Annotated in this window: 15 protein-coding genes; 4 read left to right on the forward strand and 11 right to left on the reverse strand. The window is 73.1% G+C overall.

Going from position 1 to position 16696, the window contains the following annotated elements; translation table 11 throughout:
- Positions 1-42 precede the first annotated feature (42 nt).
- Complete coding sequence (locus ACIGW4_RS28485) at positions 43-873, reverse strand: LLM class F420-dependent oxidoreductase (protein WP_398712476.1); 831 nt, start codon at positions 871-873, stop codon at positions 43-45.
- A 122-nt stretch (positions 874-995) separates the two neighbouring features.
- Positions 996-1697, reverse strand: a complete 702-nt coding sequence (locus ACIGW4_RS28490) for a hypothetical protein (protein WP_399583618.1) — start codon at positions 1695-1697, stop codon at positions 996-998.
- A 114-nt stretch (positions 1698-1811) separates the two neighbouring features.
- On the opposite strand from ACIGW4_RS28490, the gene ACIGW4_RS28495 reads away from it, so the two are divergent.
- Together ACIGW4_RS28495 and ACIGW4_RS28500 are read left to right on the forward strand one after the other, a co-directional pair.
- Entirely contained in the window at positions 1812-2552 is a 741-nt protein-coding gene (locus ACIGW4_RS28495) for a GNAT family N-acetyltransferase (protein ID WP_398712479.1), read from the forward strand.
- A gap of 142 nt (positions 2553-2694) precedes the next feature.
- On the forward strand, positions 2695-3162 hold the full coding sequence (locus ACIGW4_RS28500; protein WP_123459053.1) for a carboxymuconolactone decarboxylase family protein: 468 nt from the start codon (positions 2695-2697) through the stop codon (positions 3160-3162).
- Here the strand turns inward: ACIGW4_RS28500 and ACIGW4_RS28505 are convergent.
- Positions 3128-3619, reverse strand: a complete 492-nt coding sequence (locus ACIGW4_RS28505; protein WP_399583622.1) for a GNAT family N-acetyltransferase — start codon at positions 3617-3619, stop codon at positions 3128-3130. The genes ACIGW4_RS28500 and ACIGW4_RS28505 overlap by 35 nt on opposite strands.
- Positions 3620-3642: 23 nt before the next feature.
- On the opposite strand from ACIGW4_RS28505, the gene ACIGW4_RS28510 reads away from it, so the two are divergent.
- Together ACIGW4_RS28510 and ACIGW4_RS28515 are read left to right on the forward strand one after the other, a co-directional pair.
- A complete protein-coding gene (locus ACIGW4_RS28510) occupies positions 3643-4101 on the forward strand; it encodes a carboxymuconolactone decarboxylase family protein (protein WP_123459051.1) in 459 nt (152 codons plus the stop codon).
- A 98-nt stretch (positions 4102-4199) separates the two neighbouring features.
- A complete protein-coding gene (locus ACIGW4_RS28515) occupies positions 4200-4418 on the forward strand; it encodes a hypothetical protein (protein ID WP_093875578.1) in 219 nt (72 codons plus the stop codon).
- A 78-nt stretch (positions 4419-4496) separates the two neighbouring features.
- On the opposite strand, the gene ACIGW4_RS28520 is transcribed toward ACIGW4_RS28515, so the two are convergent.
- The 8 genes from ACIGW4_RS28520 to ACIGW4_RS28555 all read right to left on the reverse strand — a co-directional run bounded on the left by ACIGW4_RS28520 (position 4497) and on the right by ACIGW4_RS28555 (position 16695).
- Positions 4497-6068: an APC family permease gene (locus tag ACIGW4_RS28520; protein WP_123459050.1), complete on the reverse strand. Its 1572-nt coding sequence runs from the start codon at positions 6066-6068 to the stop codon at positions 4497-4499.
- A 293-nt stretch (positions 6069-6361) separates the two neighbouring features.
- A complete protein-coding gene (locus tag ACIGW4_RS28525; protein ID WP_399583626.1) occupies positions 6362-7834 on the reverse strand; it encodes an aldehyde dehydrogenase family protein in 1473 nt (490 codons plus the stop codon).
- Positions 7831-9558 carry a D-aminoacylase gene (locus ACIGW4_RS28530; protein ID WP_359590780.1) on the reverse strand — a complete coding sequence of 576 codons (1728 nt, stop codon included), beginning with the start codon at positions 9556-9558 and terminating at the stop codon, positions 7831-7833. The genes ACIGW4_RS28525 and ACIGW4_RS28530 overlap by 4 nt, the downstream gene beginning before the upstream one ends.
- An 804-nt stretch (positions 9559-10362) precedes the next feature.
- Complete coding sequence (locus ACIGW4_RS28535; protein ID WP_123459047.1) at positions 10363-11487, reverse strand: LLM class flavin-dependent oxidoreductase; 1125 nt, start codon at positions 11485-11487, stop codon at positions 10363-10365.
- Between the two features lie 99 nt (positions 11488-11586).
- Positions 11587-12348, reverse strand: a complete 762-nt coding sequence (locus tag ACIGW4_RS28540) for an SDR family NAD(P)-dependent oxidoreductase (RefSeq protein WP_398712490.1) — start codon at positions 12346-12348, stop codon at positions 11587-11589.
- Positions 12349-12366: 18 nt separating this feature from the next.
- Positions 12367-13284, reverse strand: a complete 918-nt coding sequence (locus ACIGW4_RS28545) for a TIGR03619 family F420-dependent LLM class oxidoreductase (RefSeq protein ID WP_123459045.1) — start codon at positions 13282-13284, stop codon at positions 12367-12369.
- Between the two features lie 326 nt (positions 13285-13610).
- The gene (locus ACIGW4_RS28550; RefSeq protein WP_399583632.1) at positions 13611-15029 is read right to left on the reverse strand and encodes a hypothetical protein; all 1419 of its coding nucleotides are present in this window, start codon (positions 15027-15029) and stop codon (positions 13611-13613) included.
- A gap of 448 nt (positions 15030-15477) precedes the next feature.
- Positions 15478-16695, reverse strand: a complete 1218-nt coding sequence (locus tag ACIGW4_RS28555; protein WP_123459044.1) for an amidohydrolase family protein — start codon at positions 16693-16695, stop codon at positions 15478-15480.
- Position 16696 lies beyond the last annotated feature (1 nt).

Here is a 16696-nt window from a genome sequence, read left to right on the forward strand (position 1 = left end):
GGTCCCCGCAGGAACCCGGACCCGGCCGCGCCCCGGAGGCGCTCAGAGGTACCGCGCGTACGCGTCCAGGACGGTCAGGACCTCCGACTCGTCGCCCGGCGGGAGCTGGAGGACCACCTCGTCGCAGCCCAGTTCCTCGTAGTGGGCGAGCTTGCCGGGGCTCGGGAGGACCGCGTACGGGACGAGCCGGAGGGTCTCCGGGTCACGGCCGGCCTTCTCCCAGGCCTCGCGGAGGACGGGGAGGGACTCCGTCAGGCCCCGGCCGCCGATCGGCATCCAGCCGTCGGTCTGCGCGGCGATCTGTGCGAAGAGCTTCGGGCCCGCCGCACCGCCCAGGAGGACGCGCGGGGCGCCGCCGGCCGGCTTGGGCCACACCTCCGAGGCCCGTACGGAGTCGCCGTGCTTCCCCTCGTATGCCGTCGGCTCGGGCGCCCACAGGGCCCGCATCAGGTCGAGGCGCTCGCGGCCGAGCTCACGGCGGGTGGACCAGTCGACGCCGTGGTCGGCGGCCTCCTCCCGGTTCCAGCCGAAGCCGACGCCCAGGGTGAACCGGCCCCCGGAGAGGTGGTCGAGGGTGGCGACCTGCTTGGCGAGCACGATCGGGTCGTGCTGGGCGATCAGGGTGATGCCGGTGCCGAGGCCGAGGCGTTCGGTGACGGCCGCGGCCTGCCCCAGGGCCACGAAGGGGTCGAGCGTCCGGGCGTACTCCCGGGGCAGCTCCCCGCCCGCCGGGTAGGGGGTCTCGCGGGAGACGGGGATGTGGGTGTGCTCGGGGAGGTAGAGGCCCGCGAAGCCGCGCTGCTCCAGCTCGCGCGCGAGCCGCACGGGGCCGATGGTCTCGTCGGTCAGGAAGATCGTGGTCGAGATCCGCATAGCGGCACGGTAGGGGGTGGGGGGCGGATTTCCGAGGGTTACGACGAACCCGGCCGCCGGACCCCGCCCCCGTACGGCGGCCCGGCCCCGGACCCGGACCCCGCCCCCGCGTGGCGGCCCCGTCAGGAACGGCCCGGGTCCACCGCCCGCTGTTCCGCCGCCAGGTCCCCGTACCCGCCGTGCTCCCAGACCCTCTCGCGGAAGCGCTGGAGGGTGAGCGGGGCCCGGTCCTCGCCGGGCACGCCCGCGAAGTGGGCCGTGCCGCAGCGGTGGCAGTACCAGCCCCGCGACCAGAGTTCCTCGGCGCGGTGCCGTCCGCGCGTCAGGCGGACGAAGGCGGTCCGGCGGCGGTGGACCACGACGGCCACGAGGACGACGGCGAGCAGCGCCGCCGCCGAAATCAGACCGAGGTACGCGAAGTCGGGCGGGGACGCGGCCGATCCCAGCGGCTGCGAGTAGTCCGGCACGGTCGAGCCGTCCGGGACGAGGTACACACCGCCCACGCGCGGCACCCCGTCGCCGTCCGCCCCCGCGGGCTCGTCCTCGAACCAGTGGCCGGCCTGGGCGCCGCCGATGAAGGTGGCGAGCGAGACGAAGGCGGCGAGGACGCCGAGGACGACGATGCCGTACGCCGGTGGCCGCGGCACCGGCGCGAGCGCGTCCGAGAGGCCGGTGGTCACCGTCCGCGTCACGGTCCGCATGTCGCCGTCGCGGTTCCGTTCCCGGCTGGTGACGGCGTCCCGGCCCGCAAGGTACACGGCGGGCACGGCCTGCACCCGGTCGTCGCGGTCGCATCCCGGGCAGGTGGTTCCCGTGCGGCTCATGGCTCCCCCTTCTTCCACGGTCGCGCTGTGGGACGGGACCGCGCCCCGCGCGGTTCCCCCCGGCCCGTTCGAAAACCGCCTGCGACTTCCCGCGCCGCCCCCTACCGTGACCGGGTGCTGAACCGAATCGAGACGTACTACGACGCCGTCCCCCGCTCCGCCGCCCGCACCGAGGACTTCGGGCCGCTGACCCTCTTCGTACGGGAGGGAGAGGGCTGGCCCTACTACGCCCGCCCGGCGCTCGGGCACGAGGGCGAGGTGTCCCCCGAGGACGTGGAGAAGGTGCGGGCCCGGCAGCGGGAGCTGGGAGTGCCCGAGGCCTTCGAGTGGGTCGCGGAGACGACCCCGGGGCTGCGGGCCGCCGTGGAGGCGACCGGCCTCACCGTGCACGAGCACCCCCTGATGGTCCTGGCGGGCGAGCCGCTCGCCGTGCCGGAGCCCGAGGGCGTCACCGTACGGATGGTGGGCGCCGACGACCCCGCCCTGGAGAGCGCCGTCGCCGCCCCGTACGCCGCCTTCGGGATGGAGCCGCCGCCCGGCAGCGCCGCCCAGGTCGCGCGGCGCCTCACGGCGGGCCTGACCCGGCTCGCCGCGGCCCTGGACGCCACCGGCGGCGCCCTCTCGGCCGGCCAGCACCAGCCCGTCGGGGGCGTCTCCGAGGTCGTCGGCGTCGGCACCGTCCCGGCGGCGCGGCGCCGTGGCCTCGGGCTCGCGGTCACGGCCGCGCTCGTCGCGGACGCCCGCGCCCACGGCACGGAGCTCGTGTTCCTCACGGCCTCGGACGCGGACGTGGCCCGGCTCTACGGCCGGCTCGGCTTCCGCACGGTGGCGACCGCCCTGATCGCGGAGGCCTGATCGGGGAGGCCTGATCGCGGGGTCTGATCGCGGGGTCTGAAAAGAATCCCGGAAAAGTTCTCCGGTCGTGTCACATCCTCGGCGCGCGGTCCGTCAGTGCAGTGGAAGCGACACCACACGACACCGCTGAGGAGCCGTCACCATGACGCACACGCCCCAGGCCCGCATGACCAACCCCGCCTACGTCCTGGCCGACGCCGGTCCGGCGATCCAGAACCTGGTCAAGGCCACCCGCCAGGGCGGGGTCGACGAGACGATCCTGGAGCTGGTGCACCTGCGGGCCAGCCAGATCAACAGCTGCGGCTTCTGCGTCGACTACGGCGTCAAGAGCGCCAGGAAGAGCGGCGTCAGCGACGAGAAGCTGTTCGCGGTCGCGGCGTGGCGCGAGGCGCCGTACTTCTCCGACGAGGAGCGGGCGGCCCTCGCGCTCGCCGAGGCCGCGACCCGGCTCGCCGACGTCTCGGACGCGGTGCCGGACGAGGTGTGGGACGCCGCCGCCGACCACTTCGACGAGAAGCAGCTCGCCGCGATCGTGCTGATGGTCGCCGTCACCAACCTGTTCAACCGGATCAACGTCACCGTCCGGCAGCCGGCCGGCGTGGGCCTGTGACGGTCCTGGCCTCCCGCACCATCAGCACGTCCACCGGGTCCTCGGACTCCGGCCGGAACCCCTCCCGCTCGTAGAGGCGGCGGGCCGCGCTGCCCTGGAGGACCACGAGGCGGACGGGCACGCCCGCCTCGTCCGCCCGGTCGAGCAGCCCGCGCAGCACCGCCGTCCCGAGGCCCCGGCCCTGGGCCTCGGGGGCCAGGTAGAAGTGCTCCAGGTAGAGCCCTTCGCCGTCCTCGTACGGGCGCACCGTGACGCACCCGACGAGGGCGCCGTCCAGTTCGATCACCGAGGTGTGCGCGGGCGAGAAGCCGTCCCGGAACCGCCGGCGCACCCGGTGCTCGTCGTAGCGGCCGAGGCGCACCAGGTCCTCGCGCATGACCTCGGCCCGCAGCTCGGCCATCGGCTCGACGTCCTCGGCACGGCCGGGGCGCAGCACCCAGTTCGTCTCCCGATACATGTACGCATCCTAAGGAGCCCTCCGTGTCCGCACGCATGCCCAATCCCGCCGCCGTCCTGCCCGAGGCCATGCCGGCGGTCCTCCAGCTCGTCGAGGCGGTCCGGTCGGGCGGCGACGTGCCCGCCACCACCCTCGACCTGGTCCACCTCCGGGCGAGCCAGATCAACGGCTGCGGGTACTGCGTGGTCGGCGGGGCCCTGAAGTCGCGGAAGGAGGGCGAGACGGACGAGCGGCTGCACGCCGTCGCGGCCTGGCGGGAGACGCCGTACTTCACGGAGGCGGAGCGGGCGGCGCTGGCCCTCGCCGAGTACGCGACCCGGCTCGCGGACCGCCCGGACGCCGTGCCGGACGCGGTGTGGGACGAGGCGGCCCGGCACTACGACGAGAAGCAGCTGGCCCAGATCGTGCTGTGGCTCGGGCTCACCAACCTCTTCAACCGGATCAACGCGACGACCCGGCAGCCGGCCGGCGCGACCTGGTAGCCGTCGCGAGGGGCGGCCCCCGGCCCCCCGGTCGTCACCGGATCGGTCGTCACCGGATCGGTCGTAACCGGATCCGCGTCGTCCGCGTTGGAGCGGTCATGAAGAGGATCCTCACCGCAGCCGCCCTGACCGTCTTCGCCGCCGCCGGTGCCGCCGGCGCGGCCGCCGGGACCGCGGCCGCCGACACCGGCGGCCTGAACCTTCCCTCGGTCGTCCCGCTCAGCGGCGTCCTGACCCCCAAGGCGAAGCCGGCCGGCACGCCCGACCTGCCGCCCGCCAACGCGGCGGTGGAGCGCCTGCTGCCCGGCCACCACTGAGCCGTACGAGCGGCACGAAGGCGGCGGGACCCCCCACGGGCCCGCCGCCTTCGCGTTCTCGGAACGCCCCGGAGGGCGTCAGTCCGCGACCACCAGCGACGGGGTCTCCTTGGTGAGGACCTCACCGCGGAAGAACGCGGGGCTCCTGCGCTGCATGACCAGCATGATCACCACGCCGAGGAGCAGCAGGCCGACGCCGATCACGAAGACCGAGCCGACGCCGAAGACCGCGGAGCCGGAGCCGTAGGCCGGGTCCCACATGTCGTAGAGCGTCTTGCCGAAGACGGCGGTCAGCATCAGGCCGCCGAGGAACGGGATCACGCCCTTGAAGGCGAGGTCGCGGGCGGAGCGGAAGAGCTCGGCGCGGAAGAACCAGACGCAGGCGAAGGCCGTCAGCGCGTAGTAGAAGCAGATCATCAGGCCGAGCGCGTAGATGGTGTCGACCAGGACGTTCTCGCTGACCAGGGTCATCACGGTGTAGAAGACGCCGGTGGCGACGCCGGCCACGATCGTGGCCTTGCCGGGGACCTTGAAGACCGGGTGGACCTTGGCGAAGGACGGCGGCAGCGCCTCGTAGCTGGACATGGCGAGGACCGTGCGGGCGACCGGGATGAAGGTGGTCTGCAGGCTCGCGGCGGCGGAGGCGAGGACGGCGACGAAGAGCGCGATGCCGAGGACGGGGCCCATGACGGGGCCGGCGAGGGCGGCGAAGACGTTGTCGGAGGTCTCCGGGTTGGCGAGGCCGAGGCCCTTGTCGCCGGAGCCGACGACCATCTGGGCGGCGACGCCGGTGGCCAGGTAGGAGCCGACCAGGACGACCATCGAGATGAGCGCGGCGCGGCCCGGGGTCTTGTCGCTGTCGACGGTCTCCTCGTTGGCCGTGAGGCAGGTGTCCCAGCCCCAGTACATGAAGATCGACAGCGAGAGGCCGGCGGTGAAGGCCGCGAAGGAGCCGACGGAGAAGGGGTTCAGCCAGGACCAGGAGAAGCTCGCCCCGGTCGGGAAGTCGACCGAGCCGGCCTTGGAGAAGGCCATGACGACGAAGACCACGAGGACGGCCAGCTGGAGGCCGACGAGGGTGTACTGCACGCCCTTCGTGGCGGTCATGCCGCGGTAGCTGATCGCGGTCGCGGCGGCGATCAGGGTGAGGCAGGTGAGGATGTGGACGGCCTTGTTGTCGTCCAGGGCGGCGATCGAGGGGTTGCCGCTGATCTCTCCAGCGAGCAGCCAGAAGTACGAGGTCGCGACGCCAGCCAGGTTGGACAGCACGATGATCGTCGCGATGACCAGGCCCCAGCCGCACATCCAGCCGACCTTGGGGCCGAAGGCCTTCACGGTCCAGGTGAAGGAGGTGCCGCAGTCGGGCATCCGCTTGTTGAGCTCGCGGTACGCGAACGCGACGAGCAGCATCGGCAGGAAGCCCGCGAGGAAGACGGCGGGCATCTGCAGGCCGACCTCGCCGGCGGTGGAGCCGAGCGTGGAGGTCAGGCAGTAGACGGGGGCGACGGTCGAGATGCCGATGACGGCGCTGCCGAGGAGGCCCACGGAGTTGCCGCCGAGGCCCTTGGTGCGCACGCCGGGGGTGCCGCCCGGGGCGTCGACGCCCCCTGCCGTGTCTCCGGCCTGCGGCCGCACGTCCACCTGAGTCATGAACTTGACGTTAAATGCTGCGGTTTCCATATCCGGAGGGGTTGACTCCGCTCAATTGATCGATCATCGCCTTGCATTGCGAGGGTCGAATCGGACACTCGCCGATGATTGAAAGATCGACCAACTAGATGAGTCGAGCAACCGTTAGGTCCGGAGGCGAGTGTCCGATATGCGGGAACCGCAGCTGTGCCCCAAATGTCCGTTTCAAAATTTTCCCGAGAAATTTTCGGGACGGTCGTCGCCCGGCCGTCCACCGGCCGTCACCCCGGTCGTCCACCGGCCCTCCCCCGCCGTCACCCCGGCCAGACGACCGCCTGGAGCTCGCTGTACGCGTGCAGCGCGTACGAGCCGACGTCCCTCCCGACACCGCTCTTCTTGAAGCCGCCGAACGGCGCCTCCATGTTCCGGCCGATCGTGTTCACGCCCACCCCGCCGGCCCGCAGCCGGGCCGCGACGCGGAAGGCGCGGGCCACGTCGCCCGACCACACGTAGTCGATCAGCCCGTAGTCGCTGTCGTTGGCGAGCGCGATCCCCTCCTCCTCGTCGTCGAAGGGGACGACCACGACGACCGGGCCGAAGATCTCCTCCCGCACCACCCGCATCTCGTTGGTGCAGTCGGCGAGCAGCGTCGGCGCCACGTAGAAGCCCTTCGCGAAGTCCGGACGCCCACCGCCCGCGACGACCCGCGCCCCCTCCTTCCTCCCCAGCTGGACGTACGACTCCACCCGGTCGCGGTGGGCCGCCGAGATCACCGGCCCGACCACCGTCCCCTTCTCCGCCGGGTCCCCCACCTTCATGAAGGCCAGGTAGCCGGTCAGCTTCTCGATCAGACGGTCGTGGATCCCGCGCTGGGCCAGCACCCGGGTCGGGGCGGTGCAGATCTGGCCGCTGTAGAAGGCGAAGGTGGTCCCGATGCCCATCACCGCCGAGTCCAGGTCGGCGTCGTCGAAGACGAGCGCGGCCCCCTTCCCGCCCAGCTCCATCAGCTGCCGCTTGAGCGAGCGGCCGCAGACCTCGCCGATCGCCTGCCCGACGGCCGTGGAGCCGGTGAAGGAGACCATGTCGACGTCCGGGGAGTCGACGGCGGCCTCGCCGACCGCCTGCGCGGAGCCGGTGACGACGTTCACCACGCCCGCCGGGACACCGGCCTCCTCCAGGGCCCGGGTCATCGCGTACACGGAGAGCGGGTCCTGCGGGGCCGGCTTCACCACGACCGTGTTGCCCATCGCGAGCGCCGGGGCGATCTTGCCGGCCGGGTTGGCCCAGGGGTTGTTGTACGAGGTGATGCAGGTGACCACGCCGACCGGGCGCCGCACCGCCACCGCGCCGAACACCCCGGCCCTCCCCATCGGGCCGGCCTCGTTGATCTGCGGGGGCAGCGCCTGCTCGACCGGCTCCATCGCCCCGCGCGCGTACCGGCGGAACCGGGAGGCGCCGACGGCGACCTGCATCCCGCGCGCGGTGCCGGTGGTGGCGCCGGTCTCGGCGCGGGCCAGGAGCGTGTTCTCCTCGGCGTCCCGGGCCATCAGGTCCGCCGCCCGGTCGAGGATCGCCGCCCGCTCCTCCGGTCTCGTACGGGACCAGGTCGCGAAGGCCTCGCGGGCGGCGGCGGCCGCCTCGTACACCTGGGCCCGGGAAGCCTCCGGGGCGAGCCCGACGACCTCCTCGGAGGCAGGGTCGACCACCTCGTAGTGGCCGCCGTCGGGCTCGACCCACTCTCCCCCTATGTAGAGGCGCTCCGCAGAGGGGCGCTCGGTCCGGGTCATCGCGTGCTCACCGTCCTCGTGTCACGTCCGGAGCGCAGCACCTTTCCGGGGATCGCGCCGGTCACCTGGTCGTCCCGTACCGTCTCCACGCCGTTGACCCGCACCGACACGATCCCGACCGCCCGCGAGTCCAGGCGCGGGCTGTCCCCCGGCAGGTCGTGCACCAGGGTCGCCGGGCCGGCGTCGATCCGCTCCGGGTCGAAGAGGACCAGGTCGGCGTGGAAGCCCTCCGCGATCCGGCCGCGCTCCCGCAGCCCGAAGAGCCGGGCCGGGTCGTCGCTCAGCATCTTCACCGCCCGCTCCAGCGGGACCAGCTTCCGGCCGCGCAGACAGTCGCCGAGGAAGCGGGTCGTGTACGGGGCGCCGCACATCCGGTCCAGGTGCGCGCCCGCGTCCGAGCCGCCGAGCAGCACGTCCTCGTGCTCCCAGGTCTCCCGGCGCAGGGCCCAGGAGGCCGGGTCGTTGTCGCTGGGCATCGGCCACAGCACGGTCCGCAGGTCGTCGTTGGCGCAGATCTCGACGAGGGCCTGGAAGGGGTCCTGGCCGCGCTCGGCCGCGATGTCGCCGACGACGCGTCCGGTGAGGCCCTCGTTCTCCCTGCTGTACGTGTCCCCGATGACGTACCGGGCGAAGTGCGCGAGTCGCCGGAAGACCCCGGCCTCCTTCGAGTCCGCGCGCCGCAGCATCCCGGCGCGCACGTCCGGGTCGCGGAGCTTCGCGATCCGCTCGGGCACGGGAAGGGCGAGGACCTCGCCCCACCCCGGGATGAGGTTGAGCGCGCAGAAGGTGCCGAGGGACATGTTCATGGGGGTGAGGATCGGCATCGTGAGCGCCACGATCCGGCCGCCGGCCTTCCGGGCCCGCTCGGAGGCGGTGAGCTGGCGCGGGACGCGCTCCGGGACGGCGGCGTCGATGGTGAGGACGTTCCAGTTGAGGGGCCGCCCGGCGGCGGCGGTCATCTCGACGAACAGCTCGATCTCCTCGTCGGAGAACTGGTCGAGACACCCGGCGAGGATCGCCTCGATCTGCGTCCCCTCGTGCTCGCCGACGGCCCGGGAGAGGGCGATCAGCTCGGCGGGGCCGGCGTGCCGGGAGGCGACGGGGGCGCCGTCGCCGTCCGAGTGGGTCGAGGACTGGGTGGTGGAGAGCCCCCAGGCGCCGGCGTCCATGGCCTCCTTGAGGAGGGCGACCATCTGTCGCAGTTGGCCGGGGGTGGGCTGTCCGCCGACCGCGTCCGCGCCCATCACGTACCGGCGCAGGGCGCAGTGGCCGACCATGAAGCCGGCGTTGACGGCGATCCGGCCGTCGAGGGCGTCGAGGTACTCGGCGAAGGACGACCAGCTCCAGTCGACGCCCTCCTCCAGGGCCTTGAGGGCCATGCCCTCGACCTTCGACATCATCCGGCGCGTGTAGTCGGCGTCCTCGGGGCGGTCGGGGTGGAGCGGTGCCAGGGTGAAGCCGCAGTTGCCGCCGGCGACGGTGGTGACGCCGTGGTTCATGGACGGGGTGGCGTACGGGTCCCAGAAGAGCTGGGCGTCGTAGTGGGTGTGCGGGTCGACGAAGCCGGGGGCGAGGACGAGGCCGGTGGCGTCCTCGGTGGTGCGGGCCGTGGCCCCCTGCTCGGGGAAGACGATCCGGCCGTCACGTATGCCGACGTCGGCGGTGCGGGCGGGGGCGCCGGTGCCGTCCACGACGGTGGCGCCCTTGATCAGATGGTCGAGCATGACGGTCCCTCTCTGTCCGCTGTCCTCTGTCCTCTGTCCTCTGTCCGTGGACGTGGGTGCCGGGGGCTCTGTTCCGTGGCCGGTGGGTGTCCGGGGCCCTGTCCGTGGACGTGGGTGTGCCCCGGACCGGGGCCGCCGCGGAACGGCCTCCGGCCGGGGCCGGTACGGGGCGGCGGTCCGGGAAGACACCGCCCCGCGCTTCTGAACCTCCCCGTGGCGGAGGCCGCTCCCGGGGCGAGACCCCACGCCCCGTTGCGGACGCGCGCCCGCAGGGGCGGTGCCCACCCCCGCGCCCCCGTTGCGGGCTGCGCCCTCCGGGCGGTGCCCCCGCCGTTGTGGGTGCACACCGCCGGTGCGGTGCCCCGCCGCCCCCCGTTGTGGGCAATCGTTCCGCTGGGGCGGAACGGGTGGGCACAACGGACCCGCGCCCTGCCGGCGCCAGAGGCTTCTGCGCCTGGACCCGCACCGGGCTGTGCGCCGCACACGGGGTGCGGGTCCAGGCGCGGGACGCGGAGGCGCCGCTAAGGGCGCCGTCCCGTGTGCCCACCCGTCCCGCCCCAGCGGGACGATTGCCCACACGGGCGGGTGGGAGCCGCCCACCCGGGCGCGGGCCCCACACGGGGGGTGCGGGAGGGGCACCGCCCCGCCGGGCGCGGGCCCCGCACGGAGGTGCGGGAAGGGCACCGCCCCGTAGGGCGCGGCCCACGCGGGGGGGGGGGCACCGTCCCGACGGGCGCGGCCCGCACGGGCGGGGCGCCGGCCCGGTGGGCGCCGGCCCGGTGGGGGCCGGCCCGGTGGCTTGGGTCAGGTGTGGGACGACTGGCGCATGCGGGTCGTGCGGTGGACCGGGTCCGTGTCGATCTTCGGGATCACGTGCTCCCCGATCAGCTTGATCGAGTTCATCGTGTCCTCGTACGAGATCCCGATCGGGAGTCCGAAGGACAGCTGGTCCGCGCCCGCCTGCTCCCACCGCTTGCACTGGGCCAGGACCTCGTTCGGATCGCCGCAGATCATCAGCTCCTCCTGGATGAGGAGTTCGATGATCTCCGCCGAGTACTCGGGGAGGAGCTCGGGCCACTCGGGGATGCCCTCGGGCCGCGGGAACGTGTCGTGGTAGCGGAACAACAAGGACTGGAGGTAGTTCAGGCCACCGCCGACCGCGATCTCGACCGCCTTCTCGTGCGTCTCCGCGCAGATCGCCGTCGAGGTCACCATGACGTTGTCGTTGACGAAGTCCCCGACCGCCCGCGCCTCCTTGATCGCGTTCTTGTAGGACTCGACGACCCACTCCATGTCGGAGACCTTCTGGACGCTGAAGCCGAGGACCCCCAGGCCCATCCTGCCCGCCATCGCGTACGAGCTCGGCGAACCCGCCGCGTACCACATCGCCGGGTGGGACTTCCCGTACGGCTTGGGGAGGACCTTGCGGGGCGGCAGCGACCAGTGCTTGCCCTGGAAGCCGGGGTACTCGTCCTGGAGCCACATCTTGGGGAACTCGGCGATGGTCTCCTCCCAGATCTCCTTCGTGTGGTTCATGTCGGTGATGCCCGGCATGAATCCGAGGATCTCGTGGGAGCCCGCCCCGCGCCCGGAGCCGAACTCGAAGCGCCCGCCGGAGAGGTGGTCGAGCATGGCGACCTTCTCGGCGACCTTGACCGGGTGGTTGACGGGGGCGAGGGGGTTGAAGATGCCGGAGCCGAGGTGGATGCGCTCGGTGGCGTGGGCGAGGTAGCCCAGGTAGACGTCGTTGGCGGAGAGGTGCGAGTACTCCTCCAGGAAGTGGTGCTCGGAGGCCCAGGCGTACTTGAAGCCGGACCTGTCGGCCTGGATGACGTACTCGGTCTCCTCCATGAGGGCCTTGTGCTCGGCTTCGGGATCGGTCTCGGCGCGCTTGCCGACGTATCCCTGTACGAAGATCCCGAATTCCAAGGGGGTTCACCGTCCTCGTCTTATCTGACGATACGTCAGATTCCTTGATGTGCCCGACTCTCGCACCGCGGCGCAGGAGCGTCAATACCTGATGAGCCGTCAGAAAAGGCTGACGCCCGCCAGCCAGCCGCCGTCGATCACGAACGGCTGGCCCGTGATGTACGCCGAGTCCTCCCCGGTCAGGAAGAGCGCCAGGGCCGCCACCTCCTCCGGCCGGCCGATCCGCCCGAGCGGCACGAGCTTGCGGTACAGCTCGGCCGTGGCCGCCGGGTCCACGCCCTCCGGATTGCTCATCGCGGTGTCGATCGCGCCCGGACAGACGGCGTTCACCCGGACGCCCTTCGCGGCCAGCTCCAGGGCCGCGACCCTGGTGAGCCCCAGGACGGCGTGCTTCGTCGCCGCGTAGGCACCGACCCCGGCCATGCCGGTCAGCCCCGTGTACGAGGCGGTGTTGACGATCGTCCCGCCGCCGGCCGCCGCGATCTCCGGCGCGACCGCGCGGATGCCCAGGAAGCAGCCGGTCTGGTTGACCGAGACGATCGCCCGGAACTCGTCGAGCGGGGTCGACACCAGCTCGTTGAAGCGGAGGATGCCCGCGTTGTTGACGAGCCCGTCGATCTTCCCGAAGCGCTCCCTGGCCGCCGCCACGGCCGCCGTCCAGTCGCCCTCGCTCGTCACGTCCAGGTGGACGTACGCGGCCCGGTCCTCCCCCAACTCCTTGGCCAGCGCCTCACCGGCGCCGTCCAGGACGTCCCCGAGGACCACCTTCGCGCCCTCGGCGGCGAACAGCCGCGCCTCCTGCTCGCCCTGCCCGCGCGCCGCCCCGGTGACGAGGACGACCCGCCCGTCGAGCTTTCCCATGTCCGCACTCCCTGCTTCCTAGAGATGGGGGGCGACCTCCGTGCCGAAGGCCGCGATCTGGTCGACGAGTTCGGTGCGGCTCCGGGAACGGAACCGGACCTGGATCTGGTGCACGCCCATCTCCCCGTACGCGCGCAGGGAGGCGGCGAGCTCCTCCGGCCGTCCGCTCAGGGTGCGCCGGCCGACCTCCCAGCCGGGCGTGCCGACGTACAGTGCCTCGGTGATCGCGCCGACGGTGATCGGCTCCGCGATCCCGGCCTCCGCACGGAGCCGCAGCAGCTTCCGGATCTGCCCGGCGAGCTTCTCGCGCGGGTCGCCCTGCGGCAGCCAGCCGTCGCCCTTGAGCGCGGCCCGGCGCACGGCGGCCGGCGAGGAGCCGCCCACCCAGAGCGGGACCCGCTCCTGCGCGGGCCGGGGCAGCTGCCCCAGGTCCTTGAAGGCGAACCGCTCCCCCACGTGCTCCGGGTACTCCTCGGGCCCGAGGGCCGCCCGCAGAGCGTCGACCGTCTCGTCGAGCACGGCGCCCCGGCGGGCGAAGTCCACGCCGAGCGCCTCGAACTCCTCCTGGACGTGCCCGGCGCCGACCCCGAGGACCAGGCGGCCGCCGGAGAGGTGGTCGAGCGTCGCGTACGCCTTGGCCGTGACGAGCGGGTGGCGCAGGCCGACGACGGCGACGTGCGAGAGGAGCCGGACGCGCTCGGTGGCCGCGGCGAGGAAGGAGAGCGTGGCCACCGGGTCGTACCAGACGGTGCTCATCGGCCCGGCGAGCCGGCGCGGTACGGCGACGTGGTCGCAGCTCGCGAGGTAGTCGAACCCGTGCGCCTCGGCGGCCCGGGCGACCGCGAGCAGGTCCGCCGGACCCGCGGCCGCCTCCCAGGGCTCGGCGTAGAGGGTGCTCTGCGACTGGACCGGCAGCTGCATGCCGTAGACCACCATGGAAAACCCCCTTGCGCTCCGGGCGCACGGCCCGTATCTGACGGATCGTCACTTCGACGAGCAGGCCCATGCTCGTACCTGACGATCCATCAGGCAAGGGGTAGGGAGTTCGCGGGGGTTCGTGGGGGGCGAGGGGGTTCGTAAGGGAGGGGCGCGGGGGGGGGCGCGGGGGGGGGCGCGGGGGGGGCGTAGCCGCTTACGGGAGTCCGGGCCGAGCCGTGAAGCGCGCCGCCCCGCCGGCCACCCGGACGCGCCTCCGTCCCACGCGGCCCCGCCCGGGCAGCCGAGCTGCCCGGGCGGGGGAACGGCCTACGTGCTCCGGCGGGTCAGGTGCTGTCCGCCGCGCCGGTCGCCCTCGCGTGGCGCACCAGGGCCGAGCCGGTCAGGCAGACGACGCCCACGGCGCTCAGGAGCGCCAGCGCCTTGGCCCAGGCGTAGCTGGTGGCGAGACTGCTGCCCAACAGGTCGCCGCCGCGCGCGCTCGCGACTCCGTGGAGTGCGATGACGACGATGGCGAGGCCCGCGGCGGCGGCCCAGACGATCAGGGTGTCCCGGGCCGCGAGCCACACCGCGCACGCCAGGCAGAGCACGGTGACGACCGCGGACACCGCCTCCGCGTCGCCGCCCGAGCGCAGGCCCGCGAGGTCCACCGGCAGATGGAGGAGGCCGCAGGCGAAGAGCGCGAGGGCCGCGGGCCAGCGCAGGACCGACCGCAGCGCGGGCGAGGCGGTGTGACTGCCCGGGCCCGCGGCCAGTGCGCCGTCCAGGGCGGACTTCCGCCCCTTGACGGCCCCCCGGCCACGCTTCGGAGCGGTGGCGGCCGGTACGGCTCCCTCGTGCTCCTTCTCCCTGCCGGGCTCGGCCTGCCGCGCCCCGCCGTCCCCGCCCCCGCCGTCCCCGCCCCCGGTGGTCTGCCAGTCGCTGCTGTCGGCGCCGAGGATGCCGACGAGCCGGACCACGTCCTCGACCGGCCGGCCCACCGCCGCGGCGCGCAGCGTGGTCTCGGCCTGGTGGAGGTCGTACCCGGACGCGTTCAGCAGCGCGAGGAGCTGACGGACCTCGTCCAGCGGACGGGTGACGGCCGCCGCGCGGAGCGCCACGTCCGCGGGACTGGAGAGCTCGCCGGTCTCCTGGAGGCGGGCCACCAGCGCGGCGACCTCCTCCACCGGCCGCTCGGTCGCCGCCGTCCGCAGGAGCGTGTGCACCGCCTCGTCCCCGGTCTCGTCGTGCGCCTCCGACAGCTCGGGGGCGACGGCGGGGGGCTGGGGGGCGGCAGGGGGCTCCGGGGTGGCCGGGGAGTCCATGGACTCCTGGGCGACCGGGGCGGCCAGGGGCTCGGCCGGGGTCTCGGAATCGACCGAGACCCTGGAGCCGGTCGAGGCCTCGGGATCGGGCGAGGCCTCGGGACCGGCCGGGACTTCCGCGGCGGCCGGGGCTTCCGCGGCGACCTGCGGCTCCGGGCCGGCCGAGGCCTCGGGGGCGGCCGACGGCTCAGGAGGGGGCGGTGTCTCCGGGGCGGCCGGGAACCCCGCATCGGCCGAAGGCTCCGAGGCGGTCGGGGACCCCACGGCGGCCGAGGGCTCCACCGTCACCGGGAACTTCAGCTTGGCCGGGAACTCCGGCTTGACCGAGAACTCCGGCTTGGCGGGGAAATCCAGTTTGGCCGGGAACTCCGGCTTGACGGAGAACTCCGGTTTGGCGGGGAAATCCGACTTGGCCGGAGACGCAGGTTCGGCCGGGAGCACCGTCGTCGGCGGAACCGCCGATCCGGCCGGAACCGCCGATCCGGCCGGAACCGCCGGTGCGGCGGGGGACGTCGGCGGCCTATCAGGGAAGGGAGGCGCGCCGAGCGCCGGGGACGAGGAGACAAGCGGCTGGCGGGACGGACCCGGGCGAGGCTCTGTGGTCGGTTCTATGTCGTCGTCCGCCGGTTGGATGTGCGGGAGGTCGGGGGTCATGTCACAGGCTCCGTTCGTGAACATCCCGAGGGGACGTCCACCATGGCTGTCTCGTGATGTGCAAGAAACGCACACTTGACTACTATTTGTGCGCAGTCCATGACATGACGCCATCAGAGGACGGCCTGGTTGGGCCGATGGGGCGACAAGCGGCCCGGCCCAGGGCGTACGGCGAGGCCCGCACGGGTGCGGCCGGGCCCCTCCCGAGGGCCCGGCCGCATCCGAGGGGCGAGCGCTACGGCCGCCAGAGGCCGTCCGGCGTCAGCCCGAGGAGTTCGATCGCGTTGCCGCGGACGATCCGCTCGACGACGTCCGCCGGCAGATGGCCCATCTGCGCCTCGCCGACCTCCTTCGACTTGGGCCAGGTGGAGTCCGAGTGCGGGTAGTCGGTCTCGTACAGGACGTTCCCCGCCCCGATCGCGTCGAGGTTGCGGAGCCCGAAGGCGTCGTCGAAGAAGCAGCCGAAGACGTGGTCCGCGAAGAGCTCGGAGGGCGGGCGGGTGACCTTGTCGGCGACGCCGCCCCAGGCGCGGTTCTCCTCCCAGACGACGTCGGCGCGCTCCAGGATGTACGGGATCCAGCCGATCTGGCCTTCCGCGTACATGATCCGCAGGTTCGGGAAGCGCTCGAACTTGCCGCTCATCAGCCAGTCGACCATCGAGAAGCAGCAGTTCGCGAAGGTGATGGTGGAGCCGACGGCCGGCGGCGCGTCGGGGGAGGTCGACGGCATCCGGCTGGAGGAGCCGATGTGCATCGCGATGACCGTGCCGGTCTCGTCGCACGCCCGGAAGAAGGGGTCCCAGTGGTCCGTGTGGACCGAGGGGAGGCCGAGGTGCGGCGGGATCTCGGAGAAGGCGACGGCCCGGACCCCGCGCGCGGCGTTGCGGCGGACCTCGGCGGCGGCGAGGCCGGGGTCCCAGAGCGGGATGAGGGTGAGCGGGATCAGCCGCCCCTGCGCCTCGGGTCCGCACCACTCCTCGACCATCCAGTCGTTGTAGGCGCGGACGCAGAGCAGCCCGAGCTCGCGGTCGCTCGCCTCGGTGAAGGTCTGCCCGCAGAAGCGGGGGAAGGTGGGGAAGCAGAGCGCGGACTGGACGTGGTTGACGTCCATGTCGGCGAGCCGGTCGGGCACGGAGTGGGAGCCGGGTCGCATCTGCTCGTACGTGATGACTTCGAGGCGTATCTCGTCCCGGTCGTAGCCGACGGCGGTGTCGAGGCGTGTGAGGGGTCTGTGCAGGTCCTCGTACACCCACCAGTCGCCGATCGGACCCTCGTCCCCCCGGGCCCCCATGACGGGGGCGAACTTGCCGCCGAGGAAGGTCATTTCCTTGAGCGGGGCGCGGACGATCCGTGGTCCGGTGTCGTGGTACCGGGACGGGAGCCGGTCCCGCCAGACGTGCGGGGGCTCCACGGTGTGGTCGTCCACCGAGATGATCTTCGGGAAGGTCTCCATG

This window comes from Streptomyces sp. NPDC053513, assembly GCF_044544765.1.
Lineage (GTDB): Bacteria > Actinomycetota > Actinomycetes > Streptomycetales > Streptomycetaceae > Streptomyces > Streptomyces litmocidini.